The sequence below is a fragment of the Psittacicella melopsittaci genome (genome assembly GCF_003585925.1).
GTDB classification, from domain to species: domain Bacteria; phylum Pseudomonadota; class Gammaproteobacteria; order Enterobacterales; family Psittacicellaceae; genus Psittacicella; species Psittacicella melopsittaci.
Map to the genome: position 1 here is coordinate 1 of NZ_NRJH01000044.1, position 14,785 is coordinate 14,785.

General features: G+C 36.3%; 4 protein-coding genes. All 4 read right to left on the reverse strand.

All coding sequences use genetic code 11. The annotated features are described in order from the left end of the window. Nucleotides 1-503 (reverse strand): filamentous hemagglutinin N-terminal domain-containing protein (locus CJP74_RS05080; RefSeq protein WP_119497199.1); only part of this gene is annotated, 503 nt, incomplete at its 3' end. A gap of 1,268 nt (nucleotides 504-1,771) precedes the next feature. Beyond that, on the reverse strand, nucleotides 1,772-12,667 hold the full coding sequence (locus CJP74_RS05085; RefSeq protein WP_119497200.1) for a beta strand repeat-containing protein: 10,896 nt from the start codon (nucleotides 12,665-12,667) through the stop codon (nucleotides 1,772-1,774). An 829-nt stretch (nucleotides 12,668-13,496) separates the two neighbouring features. Next, the gene (locus CJP74_RS05090; RefSeq protein ID WP_119497201.1) at nucleotides 13,497-13,691 is read right to left on the reverse strand and encodes a hypothetical protein; all 195 of its coding nucleotides are present in this window, start codon (nucleotides 13,689-13,691) and stop codon (nucleotides 13,497-13,499) included. 185 nt (nucleotides 13,692-13,876) lie between these two features. Further along, nucleotides 13,877-14,785 (reverse strand): autotransporter outer membrane beta-barrel domain-containing protein (locus tag CJP74_RS08120; RefSeq protein ID WP_222986952.1); only part of this gene is annotated, 909 nt, incomplete at its 5' end.

Sequence of the window (14,785 nt, forward strand, 5' to 3'; positions counted from 1 at the left end):
GACTGTACGTTTACAACTGAGTTTGCTCCAAAAACAATCCCTGCTGGGTTAACGATAAATACTTTACCGTTTGATTCCAAAGTACCAAGAATTTGAGACACGCTACCGCCCAGCACTCGGTTAAGTACTGCAGAATTAGAGCTTTCTTGGATAAATTTAACTAGCTCATTAGTATTGATGTTAAATTTTTCCCACTCAATAATAGCGCCATTACTATTTGTAATGGTAGTTACTAATCCATTAGTAACTACGTCAACTTTACCGTTGATTACCGTAGCTCCAGATAAAGAACTTGCAGAAGCTGTTCCAATACCAGTGAGAGGAAGGGCTAGAAGTAAACTACCAAGGAGTTTACTCACCTTACTAAAACCAAACTGTTTACCTTCACTAGGAGCGACTACCTTGTCATTGCTCGACCCAGAAACACAGTTGTTTACGATTTCTGAAACCGCATCTAGAGAACGAGTCTTGCGATTGAATTTCAGTTTGAAGATTTTATTCATAATAATCTGTAAGCTAAATACTAATAAAACAAGTTACAAATTACTACGCATTTTTAATCCAAGTGAAAAAAGGGAATATAAAACTAAAGAAAGGATGCGTGATTGAGAGTATTGAATGAATTAAAATAGCAGAAGAGTTTCTGCAAAGAAACGATTGTTTACGTAACTATATGAAAAAGGAGCTTTCTTTCCCCTTGGTTAAGTTTCGCATCATGAATAAACTTAAATATAGAATCACACCGTAAGGCTCAGAGACTATAAAGTTCATAACATCGCCTATATTGCGCCAATTGCCACATCAAGTTCCTAAGAGAAAACAATAACTTCTTGCCTAAATATCGTTATTTATCTCTTAAACTTTTTAGATAAAAAAAGGTAGTTGCCAAAAGTATAAACTCATAGAGTTTGGATCAATTAAAACCTTGTGCTACAAGCATAGCTCTGATAGTTTTAATCCTATATATTTCATTATATCTTATATTTATATGAAATATAAGACCTATAAGGCAATTTAAAAGCTTTTTAGTTATCCCTACTTTAGGGATTTTTTCTCTTTACCTCTCGCCAACCCCCACAGTATCGTTAAAAAATCTATTATTTTTCCTTATAAAATCGCCGTTATTTTTTTAACAAAATATTTTAATAACCTTATTTTTTTAGCTAAATAGCTTGGTTTTTTAGCTAAAACTCTTAATTTTTATGAAATATATTAATTTTTTTTAGTTAAAGAATTTAATTTTTAAACTCAATAACTTGCTTTTTTTAGTTAAGTTAATTAAGTTTTTAGTTAAATAGCTAAAGCCTTTACCTAAATAACTAACTTCTTTACTTAGGTAGATAAGTTTTTCTAACTAAGTCGATTAATTTTTTTAAGCTAAGTCCATTAACTTTTAACTTAATAACTTACCTCTTTTAGCTAAGAGACTTACCTTTTTTAGCTAAGAGACTTTCCTTTTTTTGTTAAATAGTTTATCTGCTTTAGCCTAGTGGCTTACTTTTTTAATTAAATGACTTATCTGCTTTAGCCAAGTGCTTACCTTTTTTAATTAAATGACTTATCTGCTTTAGCCAAGTGCCTACCTTTTTTATTAAATGGCTTATCCTTTTTTATCTCAGTACCTACCATTTTTAGTTTACTTCCTTAGTTCTTTTTCTCAGTCTCTTACTTATTTAGCCCATCTCATATTTTTTTTCACAAAAAAAATGCAGACTAGCGAGGCTAGTCTGCACTTTAAATTACTTAATTAAGAAGAATGATCTCTACTTAATTAGTTTCTACCACGAGAAACGTGAGATTCAAGATATCCTGGAACTAGTTGACATGCTTGATCAAATTGTTCAGCATCTGACGCACTAACTCCATATTTATCAATGATCTCTTGTACGGTTAGATTACGAGCATCTTCTTCGGTAATTGCATAAGAATCTAACACATTATCAATCGTTACATAACATGAAGATTGACCAAATGTGTACTCAGTTACACTGATTGCTTCACCAGCTGGTAAGCTTTGTTCTTCTGCAACAACCTCTTCTAATACATCTTGACGAACCGTTACATCTTCATCTGGTTGTGTCGTAATTAACCAGTTGTCGTAGTCTGGAGCAGCAACTACATCCACATCAGTTGATGGGTTACTAATCGTTAGATTAGTATTAGTTCTTTCTGTAACATCCGTACGAGCATTACCGTTGTTAATTACTGGGTTGCTATCAATAACCCCTGTGTTATTTGTGAAGGTTACTGGAGCACCGTTTAACACAGTGTTGTTAGAGATGTTTAAGTTGTTATCGCTGAAGGTATTGCTACCACCAGCATCAACTGTTAGGTTAGTAACGTTGAACGTACTATTAGTAATTGTTGAATTACCATCTTCAGCTTTAGAGTTGAAGTCAGTACCACTGAAGTTAGAGTTGTTTAAGTTAACATTCTCTTTAGCAGTGATATTGATTGCACCGTTAGTTGTAACGTTAACACCTGAAGCATTTACTGAACCGTTAGGAGAGTTCACGTTAACATCAACAGCTGCAGTTAGGTTAGTACCGTCATTTAGGTTCACACCTTGGTTACCTGATACGTTTACTGAACCGTTTGGAGAAACTAAATCAGAATCACCAATAGTTACTGTACCGTTAGCATCAACGTTAACACCTTGGTTACCTGAAACGTTGCTGTTAGAGATATTGATATCGTCTTTAGCTGAAACGTTTGCTGAACCGTTAGTTGCAGTTAAGTTTGTACCTGAAACGTTTACTGAACCGTTAGGAGCGTTCACGTTTACATCAACTTCTGCAGTTAGGTTAGTACCGTTGTTTAGGTTCACACCTTGGTTACCTGATACGTTTACTGAACCATTTGGAGAAACTAAATCAGAATCACCAATAGTTACTGTACCATTAGCATCAACGTTAACACCTTGGTTACCTGAAACGTTGCTGTTAGAGATATTGATATCATCTTTAGCTGAAACATTTGCAGAACCATTAGTTGCAGTTAAGTTAGTACCTGAAACGTTTACTGAACCGTTAGGAGCGTTCACGTTTACATCAACTGCTGCAGTTAGGTTAGTACCGTTGTTTAAGTTAACACCTTGGTTACCTGTTACGTTTACTGAACCATTTGGAGAAACTAAATCAGAATCACCAATAGTTACTGTACCGTTAGCATCAACGTTAACACCTTGGTTACCTGAAACGTTGCTGTTAGAGATATTGATATCGTCTTTAGCTGAAACATTTGCAGAACCATTAGTTGCAGTTAAGTTAGTACCTGAAACGTTTACTGAACCGTTAGGAGCGTTCACGTTAACATCAACAGCTGCAGTTAGGTTAGTACCGTTGTTTAGGTTAACACCTTGGTTACCAGTTACGTTTACTGAACCATTTGGAGAAACTAAATCAGAATCACCAATAGTTACTGTACCGTTAGCATCAACGTTAACACCTTGGTTACCTGAAACGTTGCTGTTAGAGATATTGATATCGTCTTTAGCTGAAACGTTTGCTGAACCGTTAGTTGCAGTTAAGTTTGTACCTGAAACGTTCACTGAACCGTTAGGAGCGTTCACGTTTACATCAACAGCTGCAGTTAGGTTAGTACCGTTGTTTAGGTTCACACCTTGGTTACCTGATACGTTTACTGAACCATTTGGAGAAACTAAATCAGAATCACCAATAGTTACTGTACCATTAGCATCAACATTAACACCTTGGTTACCTGAAATGTTGCTGTTAGCGATATTAACATCGTCTTTAGCTGAAACGTTTGCAGAACCATTAGTTGCAGTTAAGTTAGTACCTGAAACGTTTACTGAACCATTAGGAGCATTCACGTTTACATCAACTTCTGCAGTTAGGTTAGTACCGTTGTTTAGGTTAACACCTTGGTTACCTGATACGTTTACTGAACCATTTGGAGAAACTAAATCAGAATCACCAATAGTTACTGTACCATTAGCATCAACATTAACACCTTGGTTACCTGAAATGTTGCTGTTAGCGATATTAACATCGTCTTTAGCTGAAACATTTGCAGAACCATTAGTTGCAGTTAAGTTTGTACCTGAAACGTTTACTGAACCGTTAGGAGCGTTCACGTTTACATCGTCAGCTGCAGTTAGGTTAGTACCGTTAGCTAGAGTTACACCTTGGTTACCAGTTACATTTACTGAACCGTTAGATGAAGTTAAGTCAGTGTCTGAAACTGTAGCAGAACCGTTAGTTGCTTCTACGTTAACACCTTCTTTACCTGAAACGTTACTGTTAGTTACAGTTACGTTCTCTTTAGCTGTTACGTTTGCAGTACCGTTTGCAGCAGAGATGTTAGCACCTTCAACATTCACTGAAGCGTTAGCTGAAGTTACGCTTACGTTCTCTTGAGCTGAGATGTTTGTACCGTTACCTAAAGTTACGTTTTCTTTAGCAGAAACGTTTACTGAACCGTTTGAAGAAGTTAAGTCAGAGTCTGCAACTGTAGCTGAACCGTTAGCTGCGTCTACGTTAACACCTTCTTTACCTGATACGTTACTGTTAGTTACAGTTACGTTCTCTTTAGCTGTTACGTTAGCTGAACCGTTCGCTGAAGTTAAGTTAGCACCTTCAACACTTACTGAACCGTTTGTAGCGTTAACATTAACATCTTTATCAGCAGTAATGTTAGTACCGTTATCTAAAGTTACAGCTGTGTTACCAGTTACGTTTACTGAACCGTTTGAAGAAGTTAAGTTAGTGTCTGCAACTGTAGCTGAACCATTAGCTGCGTCTACGTTAACACCTTCTTTACCTGATACATTACTGTTAGTTACAGTTACGTTCTCTTTAGCTGTTACGTTAGCTGAACCGTTCGCTGAAGTTAAGTTAGCACCTTCAACACTTACTGAACCGTTTGTAGCGTTAACATTAACATCTTTATCAGCAGTAATGTTAGTACCGTTATCTAAAGTTACAGCTGTGTTACCAGTTACGTTAACTGAACCGTTAGAAGAAGTTAAGTTAGTGTCTGCAACTGTAGCTGAACCATTAGCTGCGTCTACGTTAACACCTTCTTTACCTGATACGTTACTGTTAGTTACAGTTACGTTCTCTTTAGCTGTTACATTAACTGAACCATTAGCTGAAGTTAAGTTAGCACCTTCAACACTTACTGAACCGTTTGTAGCGTTAACATTAACATCTTTATCAGCAGTAATGTTAGTACCGTTATCTAAAGTTACAGCTGTGTTACCAGTTACGTTAACTGAACCGTTAGAAGAAGTTAAGTTAGTATCCGCAACTGTAGCTGAACCGTTAGCTGCGTCTACGTTAACACCTTCTTTACCTGATACGTTACTGTTAGTTACAGTTACGTTCTCTTTAGCTGTTACGTTAACTGAACCATTCGCTGAAGTTAAGTTAGCACCTTCAACACTTACTGAACCGTTTGTAGCGTTAACATTAACATCTTTATCAGCAGTAATGTTAGTACCGTTATCTAAAGTTACAGCTGTGTTACCAGTTACATTAACTGAACCATTTGAAGAAGTTAAGTTAGTGTCTGCAACTATAGCTGAGCCGTTAGCTGCGTCTACGTTAACACCTTCTTTACCTGATACGTTACTGTTAGTTACAGTTACGTTTTCTTTAGCTGTTACGTTAACTGAACCATTTGCTGAAGTTAAGTTAGCACCTTCAACACTTACTGAACCGTTTGTAGCGTTAACATTAACATCTTTATCAGCAGTAATGTTAGTACCGTTATCTAAAGTTACAGCTGTGTTACCAGTTACATTAACTGAACCGTTTGAAGAAGTTAAGTTAGTGTCTGCAACTGTAGCTGAGCCGTTAGCTGCGTCTACGTTAACACCTTCTTTACCTGATACGTTACTGTTAGTTACAGTTACGTTTTCTTTAGCTGTTACGTTTGCAGTACCGTTAGCTGCAGAGATGTTAGCACCTTCAACACTTACAGAAGCGTTAGCTGAAGTTACGCTTACGTTCTCTTGAGCTGAGATGCTAGTACCGTTAGCTAAAGTTACCGCTTGGTTAGCTGTTACATTAACAGAACCGTTAGTAGAAGTTAAGTCAGTGTCTGCAACTGTAGCTGAACCATTAGTTGCGTCTACGTTAACACCTTCTTTACCTGATACGTTACTGTTAGTTACAGTTACGTTCTCTTTAGCTGTTACGTTTGCAGTACCGTTTGCAGCAGAGATGTTAGCACCTTCAACACTTACAGAAGCGTTAGCTGAAGTTACGCTTACGTTCTCTTGAGCTGAGATGCTAGTACCGTTAGCTAAAGTTACCGCTTGGTTAGCTGTTACATTAACTGAACCGTTTGAAGAAGTTAAGTCAGTGTCTGCAACTGTAGCTGAACCATTAGTTGCGTCTACGTTAACACCTTCTTTACCTGATACGTTACTGTTAGCTACAGTTACGTTCTCTTTAGCTGTTACGTTTGCAGTACCATTTGCAGCAGAGATGTTAGCACCATCAACGCTTACTGAAGCGTTAGCTGAAGTTACGCTTACGTTCTCTTGAGCAGAGATATTAGTACCGTTACCTAAAGTTACTGCTTGGTTAGCTGTTACATTTACTGAACCTTCTGCTGAAGATACATTTGTACCAGTTACATTTGCAGAACCATTAGTTGCAACGATATCAACACCAGCGTTACCAGAAACGTTACTGTTAGTTACATTAACATTTTCTTTAGCAGTGATGTTAGCTGCACCGTTTGTAGAAGTTACGTTAGCACCTTCAACGTTTACAGAAGCATTAGCTGAAGTTACTGTTACGTTTTGATCTGCTTCAACTTTAGTACCGTTACCTAAAGTTACATTTTCTTTAGCTGTTACGTTTACACCACCTGACTCTGAACTTACGTTAGTACCGTTTAGAGTTGCTGTACCGTTAGTTGCGTTAACTTCAACGCCAGATTTACCTGATACGTTACTGTTAGCTACAGTTACGTTCTCTTTAGCTGTTACGTTAGCTGTACCATTAGCAGAGATGTTAGCACCATCTACGCTTACTGAAGCGTTAGCTGAAGTTACGCTTACGTTCTCTTGAGCAGAGATATTAGTACCGTTACCTAAAGTTACTGCTTGGTTAGCTGTTACATTTACTGAACCTTCTGCTGAAGATACATTTGTACCAGTTACATTTGCTGTACCGTTAGTTGCAACGATATCAACACCTTCTTTACCAGAAACATTACTGTTAGTTACATTAACGTTTTCTTTAGCTGTGATGTTAGCTGCACCATTAGCTGAAGTTACGTTTGCACCTTCAACGTTTACAGAAGCGTTCGCTGAAGTTACTGTTACGTTTTGGTCAGCTTCAACTTTAGTACCGTTACCTAAAGTTACATTTTCTTTAGCTGTTACGTTTACAGCACCTGACTCTGAACTTACGTTAGTACCGTTTAGAGTTGCTGTACCGTTAGTTGCGTTAACTTCAACGCCAGATTTACCTGATAAGTTACTGTTAGTTACATTAACGTTTTCTTTAGCAGTGATGTTAGCTGCACCATTAGCTGAAGTTACGTTAGCACCTTCAACGTTTACAGAAGCGTTAGCTGAAGTTACTGTTACGTTTTGGTCAGCTTCGATCTTAGTACCGTTACCTAAAGTTACTGCTTGGTTAGCTGTTACGTTTACTGCACCAGCTTCTGAACTTACATTAGTACCGTTAAGTGTAGCTGTACCTGTAGTTGCATTAACTTCAACGCCAGTTTTACCTGATAAGTTACTGTTAGTTACATTAACGTTTTCTTTAGCAGTGATGTTAGCTGCACCATTAGCTGAAGTTACGTTTGCACCTTCAACACTTACTGAAGCGTTAGCTGAAGTTACTGTTACGTTTTGGTCAGCTTCGATCTTAGTACCGTTACCTAAAGTTACTGCTTGGTTAGCTGTTACGTTTACTGCACCAGCTTCTGAACTTACATTAGTACCGTTAAGTGTAGCTGTACCTGTAGTTGCATTAACTTCAACGCCAGTTTTACCTGATACGTTACTGTTAGTTACATTTACGTTATCTTTAGCTGTGATGCTAGTTGCACCATTAGCTGAAGTTACGTTTGCACCTTCAACGCTTACTGAAGCGTTAGCTGAATTTACAGTTACATTTTTGTCAGCTTCAATCTTAGTACCGTTACCTAAAGTTACAGCTTGGTTAGCTGTTACGTTTACTGCACCTTCTGCTGAAGATACATTTGTACCGTTAAGTGTAGCTGTACCTGTAGTTGCGTTAACTTCAACGCCAGTTTTACCTGATACGTTACTGTTATTTACAGTTACGTTCTCTTTAGCTGTTAAGTTAGCTGAGCCACTTGTAGAAGTTAAGTTAGCACCGTCAACGTTAATTGACCCATTAGAAGAGTTCACGTTTACGTTTTCTTGTGCAGAGATGTTAGTACCGTTACCTAAAGTTACATTTTCTTTAGCAGATACATTTACAGCACCTGCTTCTGCACTTACGTTAGTACCGTTTAGAGCAGCTGTACCGTTAGTTGCATTAACTTCAACACCAGTTTTACCTGATACGTTACTGTTATTTACAGTTACGTTCTCTTTAGCTGTTAGGTTAGCTGAACCACTTGTAGAAGTTAAGTTAGCACCATCAACGTTTACTGAACCATTTGAAGAGTTCACACTTACGTTGTCTTGTGCAGAGATGTTAGTACCGTTACCTAAAGTTACATTTTCTTTAGCTGATACATTTACAGCACCTGTTTCTGCACTTACGTTAGTACCGTTAAGCACAGCTGTACCGTTAGTTGCATTAACTTCAACGCCTGTTTTACCAGATACGTTACTGTTATTTACAGTTACGTTCTCTTTAGCTGTTAAGTTAGCTGAGCCACTTGTAGAAGTTAAGTTAGCACCGTCAACGTTAATTGAACCATTTGAAGAGTTCACGCTTACGTTGTTTTGTGCAGAGATGTTTGTACCGTTACCTAAAGTTACGTTTTCTTTAGCTGATACATTTACAGCACCAGCTTCTGCACTTACGTTAGTACCGTTAAGTGTAGCTGTACCGTTAGTAGCATTAACTTCAACGCCAGTTTTACCAGATACGTTACTGTTATTTACAGTTACGTTCTCTTTAGCTGTTAGGTTAGCTGAGCCACTTGTAGAAGTTAAGTTAGCACCGTCAACGCTAATTGAACCATTTGATGAGTTCACGTTTACGTTGTCTTGTGCAGTGATGTTTGTACCGTTACCTAAAGTTACTGCTTGGTTAGCAGTTACATTTACAGAACCTTCTGCTGAAGATACATTAGTACCGTTAAGTGTAGCTGTACCTGTAGTTGCGTTAACTACAACACCAGCTTTACCAGATACGTTACTGTTAGTTAAAGTTACGTTTTGTTTAGCTGTGATGTTAGCTGTAGTGTTAGAAGAAACATTTGCACCTTCAACTTTTACTGAAGAGTTTTCAGAGTTAACATTAACGTCTGAGTTAGCTTCAATCTTAGTACCATTACCTAAAGTTACAGCTTGGTTAGCTGTTACATTAACGCCACCATTTGCAGAAGTTAAGTTAGTTGCATTAACTGTAGCTGTACCATTATCAGCATCTAGTTTAATACCTGTGTTACCAGAAATGTTAGAGTTAGTAACTGTAACATTTTCTTTAGCTGTAACATTAGCTGAACCACTAGTTGCAGTAATGTTAGAACCACTAACTTCTACTGAACCACTTGACGCGTTAACATTTACGTTATTCTCAGCTTGTACTTTAGTACCGTTACCTAGAGTTACCCCATTAGGAGCTGTTACATTTACGTCACCTGTAGAAGCAGTAAGAGCTACATTTGAAATATTAGCTGTATTGCTTGCTTCAACTGCTACATTAGCACCTGTAACTGAACCATTAGCTAAAGAAACATTTTCAGCTTTTAATGTTGCATTACCATTTGTTGAAGCAAATGATGTACCTTCAGCGGTTAAGTTATTAGTTGCTGTAACATTTACAGAGTTAGTACCGTTAACTTTACTGTTAGTTAAGTTAACATTCGTAGCATTTAATGTAGCATTACCAGCTTCAATGCTTAAGTGCGAAGCATTAATTTCAGTAGAGTTTACTGATAGATTTTCTGATGCTGTTATAGCTACGTTTGATGCATTAAAGCTATTAGAAGCTTCAACACCAACATTTGCTGCTTGAACAGTTAAATTATCAGCTAAAGTAACATTAGGTGAAGTAATGTTAAGTGAACGAACAACGTTAATAGAACCGTTGTTTACTGTTACATTACCATTTGGTGAAGATAAGTTTAAGTCACGGCTTGAAGAAATTGCAACGCTAGTTACGTTAACATTTTTACTACCGTGAACGTTTACATCAGCATTTCCACCAGTAGTAGTTAAGCTAGTTCCTGTTAAACTTACATTATTTGTACTTGTATTACCAATTGAAATCTCAGTACCTGTAGCATTAAATGAACCTTGAGTTGCATTAATTTCAGGAGCACGAACAATTACATTTGCACCAGAAACATTAGTATTAACTAAATTAACTGCTACATTACTGTCTAAAGTTGTATTTGCCCCACCAGCTACATTACTGTCGGTAATATTTAGTAAGTTAACCCCATTTAAGTGTAATGCTTGTCCAGCATTAAAGCTTGTGTTAGAGATAATTGTATTACTACCACCACTTGTAGCTCCTGCATAAATGTCAGTTTTTGCAGTTAGGTTTGAGTTATTAATATAAAGGTGGTTACGAGTAGTTAAGTAGATTTGCCCTGTAGTCGCATTAATACTACTATTTGTAATATTAATTTGAGCTGCTGTATTTCTACCTTCTGGTAGAGATATATTTCTAAATACTAAAGCCCCAACGGTAACGTTTGAGTTAGTAATATTAAAGGCTTTTTGGTTTACCCATTGGTCATAGAAATTTAATGCCCCTGCAATATTAAATGTACTATTGGTAATATTTATGGTTTGGTTAGCATAAATAGTCAGGTTATTAGAAGCGTTAGTAGTATTGATTTGGTTATTTACATAATAAATATCAAAGTTTCTACCAGCTTTTAAAGTTACATTCGATGACTGTAAAGAGGTATTGATTTTCGATGCGTAAATAAATGTTGGATCGCCTAATCCAGTAGCAGAAACTTCTTCATACTGAGCAACGAAGTCACCACCATTGTAGCTAGAACTAATATTGCTAGCTGAGTAAGAACCACCTGTAAAGGTATTAATTTGCGTCCAGTTTGGTGTATCGTTAATTAAAAAAATTGAATCTGGGTCTAATAACCAGTTACCCGTTTCACCATTTTGTGATCTTGTATCTACGTATACGTTATCTAATAAATTTAATTGGTGTGCAGATGTCTCTACAAATCCACCTTTGCCATTTATTGAAGTTGCGTAGAAAGTACCATCGTAGTAAGCTACGTTACCCCAAGCGATTGCTTGACCAGCATCACCTTTAGTACCTGATACATTAACTACTGCACCAGTACCCATAATGGTTTTAGCAGCTAGTTTTTTCTCACCTTTACCTTCTTCATCACCACCAAGGAAAACTTGACCACCTTGGATACCAGAAGCGTTAACTACTGCTGAGTTTTCTAAACCTACAATATCACCAAGTACAGTTACATTACCACCTGTACCAGATGCATTAGATGCATTAATCGTACCATTAACTACTACTAAACCAGTTTGGCAAGAAATGTTCGCAGCTAATTGTGCATCATTGAAGTTTGTTTGTTGTATAACATCAGATTCAGAAGCACCGTAAAGGAATACTTCGCCATTAGCAGTAATAGAAGCTTTACGAGCTGAATCTTCACTTGAGATTACATCTGCAAATTGACTTGCTGAAGTGTAACCATTTGCTACTTTATTTGCTAATAAGTAAGCACGTTTAGATACAATTTCTCCAAGGTTAACTGCTTTGTTGTCTGCAGTTACTTTGTAAGAAATTAATGGGTTATCTAAATCTTGGATCGTAATTGATTGCCCTGCTAATAGGTATACTGTACCGTTTTTAGCTTCAAGTACGCCAGTGTTTACTACTTTACCACCCACTAACGCTAAAGTACCGTCATCGTTTACTTTAATTAAACCTTGGTTAATTACGCTCGCAATAGCTTGATCTTTTTCTTGGTTGAATACGTATTTGCCATTAACGAAGTCTTCGTTGCTAATATCTAAAGTTGAAGCTACTAAAGATTGTACGTTTACAACAGAGTTAGCTCCAAAAACAATACCAGCAGGGTTAACGATAAATACTTTACCGTTAGACTCTAAAGTACCAAGAATTTGTGAAATGCTACCGCCTAATACACGGTTTAATACAGCTGAATCTGAGCTTTCTTGAATAAATCTAACTAACTCGTTACTGTTAATGTTAAATTTATCCCAGTTAATGATTGCATTTTTACTGTTAGTAATAGTAGTTACTAAGCCGTTAGTTACAATATCAACTTTACCGTTGATTACTGTAGCACCAGATAAAGAACTCGCATAAGCTGATCCTACCCCAGCTAAAGTAACAGGAAGTAATAAACTACCAAGAAGTTTACTTACTTTATTAAAACCAAACTGTGTATTTTGTTCAGTTGCTTCATTAGAAGCACCTGCTACACAGTTATTAGCAATTTCTGAAACCGCGTCTAATGAAAGAGTTTGACGATTAAATTTCAGTTTGTAGATTTTATTCATAATAATCTGTAAGCTAAATAATAAAAAACAAGTTACAAATTACTACGCAATTTTATTCTTATTGTGTGAAAAAATGGGAATATAAAACAAAGGAAAGGATGCGTGATAGATGTTTTGGAAATGAATTAAAATAGTAGACGAAAGTCTCACAAGGAAACGTTTCAGTATTTACTTAACTATAACTGCCTAGAATTACCAAATTCTAAACAAAGCTTGGTAAATATGAACGCATTCATATTCAAACTTAAAATATAGATCACACCAAATCTTTATAAGCGGAGAAACTAAACTTAAGTTTGCTTCCTCAGCCTATATTGCGCCAATTGCCACATAAACCTTAAATACAGCCTCAAATACTTTTGCCAAAAATATATTCAAGCCTGATTTAAGTTAAAAAGATAAAAAAGGTAGTTACCAAAAAAAAGTATTAAACTCAAAAGAGTTATACCAAATTAAAACCTGGCTGTAATAATTACAGCGTTGACTAATTCGATATTATACACTATTTTAATAGTGAAATTTAATAATTTTATATTTAGATACCTTTTTAACCTCTACTCTACTTTTATAAATCCCTAGAAAATCGGGCATTTTTTATTTGCAACAATTTGATTCCCACATTGTTTGTGGTGCTTTTACTCTAATTTAGCTCCACTTAACTGCAAATTATTCTATTTTTACAAAAAATTTACTTAATTTTTACAGAGATCTCTAGCTTTGCTCTTGGTGAGGTAAAGGAGATATCCTTTCCTTGCTTAGATTCTTTGCCCTGCTATTTTTAGGTGCTTAGTATTGCGGGCTTTTAGTTGCTTTGCCCAGCTTTTTAGTATCACTTAACAACTGCTTTTATTGTTACTCTTCTTATTTTTTTAGTTTCTTCTTTATTGCTTTTACTGTATCTTTTCCATTGCTTTTTAGTTTCTTCTTCATTGCTTTTTAGTTTTTTCTTCATTGATCTTATTGTTTTCCTTCCATTACATTTTAGTTTTTCTCTTTGTTTTTCATTTCTCTCTTTGTTTTTCATTTCTCTCTTTGTCTTTAAATTCGTCTATCTTTTTAACTTCATCTTCCTCCCAGTAAAACATCCACTAGTTTTCAGTTTATTTGTTTATTTTCCCTGTTTTTTCTTTCTGGCAAATTTTAAGCATAAAAAAATGCAGACTAGCTAAGCTAGCCTGCACTTGCAAGACTTAAGAAAACTTAAATCTTTTAACGTTGTTCCGAACTTTCTTGTAATGAAGATTTACTTTGATAAGGAAGTCTCGATTTCAGGTAGTTAGGAACTAATGCACATGAGCGCTCAAAGAGGACACGATCTTCTCTGCTAATGCCGTATTTCTCAATAATCTCTTGTACGCTTAAGTTGCGAGCATCTTCTTCGCTTACATGGTAGCGATCTAAGATGTCATCAATAAAGATGTAACAAGTTGAGATAAAGGCTTCGTTGCTGGTTACAGTTATAGTTTCACCAGCTGCAAGAGGATGATCTTTACCTACTACTTTACCTCTTGTGGTATCTCTTTCTTCGTCCTCTAACCAATCGTTATAGCGCGGATCTCTATCAGTAGGTGTAACTGTCGCATTTGTGATGGTTAAGTTAGGGTTTACATCAAGAGTTGGTTTTGTTGCACATGTAACGTTGTTGATTACAGGGTTCGTATCGATAATACCAGAGTTATTCGTAAATGTCACTTCATCAGCACTTAGACGAGTATTGGCAGTAACATTAAGGTTATTGTCGGTAAAGATATTAGTATCTTTAGCGTCTACAGTTAAGTTAGTAACACTAATGGTGTTGTTGGTAATTGTTGAACTACCTTCAGTAGCATTAGTATTGAATTCTTTACCACTTAAGTTAGAGTTAGTGATTGTAATGTTCACTTTCGCAGTGATATTAATGTTTCCGTCAGTTGTTACATTTGTGCCTGTAACATTAACCGAACCATTAGAAGATTCAATAGTTACATTATCTTTAGCTGTTACGTTAGTACCGTTACCTAAGTTAACACCTTGGTTACCAGTAATGTTCACTGAGCCGTTGTTAGAAGTTACATTAGTTGCGTTAACAGTTGTTGTACCGTTAGTTGAACCAATATCCACTCCTTTATCACCAGAGAT

What these genes read in the sequence shown, in the direction of transcription:
- CJP74_RS05085 (WP_119497200.1), bottom strand. Translation starts at nt 12,667, where the DNA reads ATGAATAAAATCTACAAACTGAAATTTAATCGTCAAACTCTTTCATTA.
- CJP74_RS05090 (WP_119497201.1), bottom strand. Translation starts at nt 13,691, where the DNA reads ATGAAAAACAAAGAGAGAAATGAAAAACAAAGAGAAAAACTAAAATGT.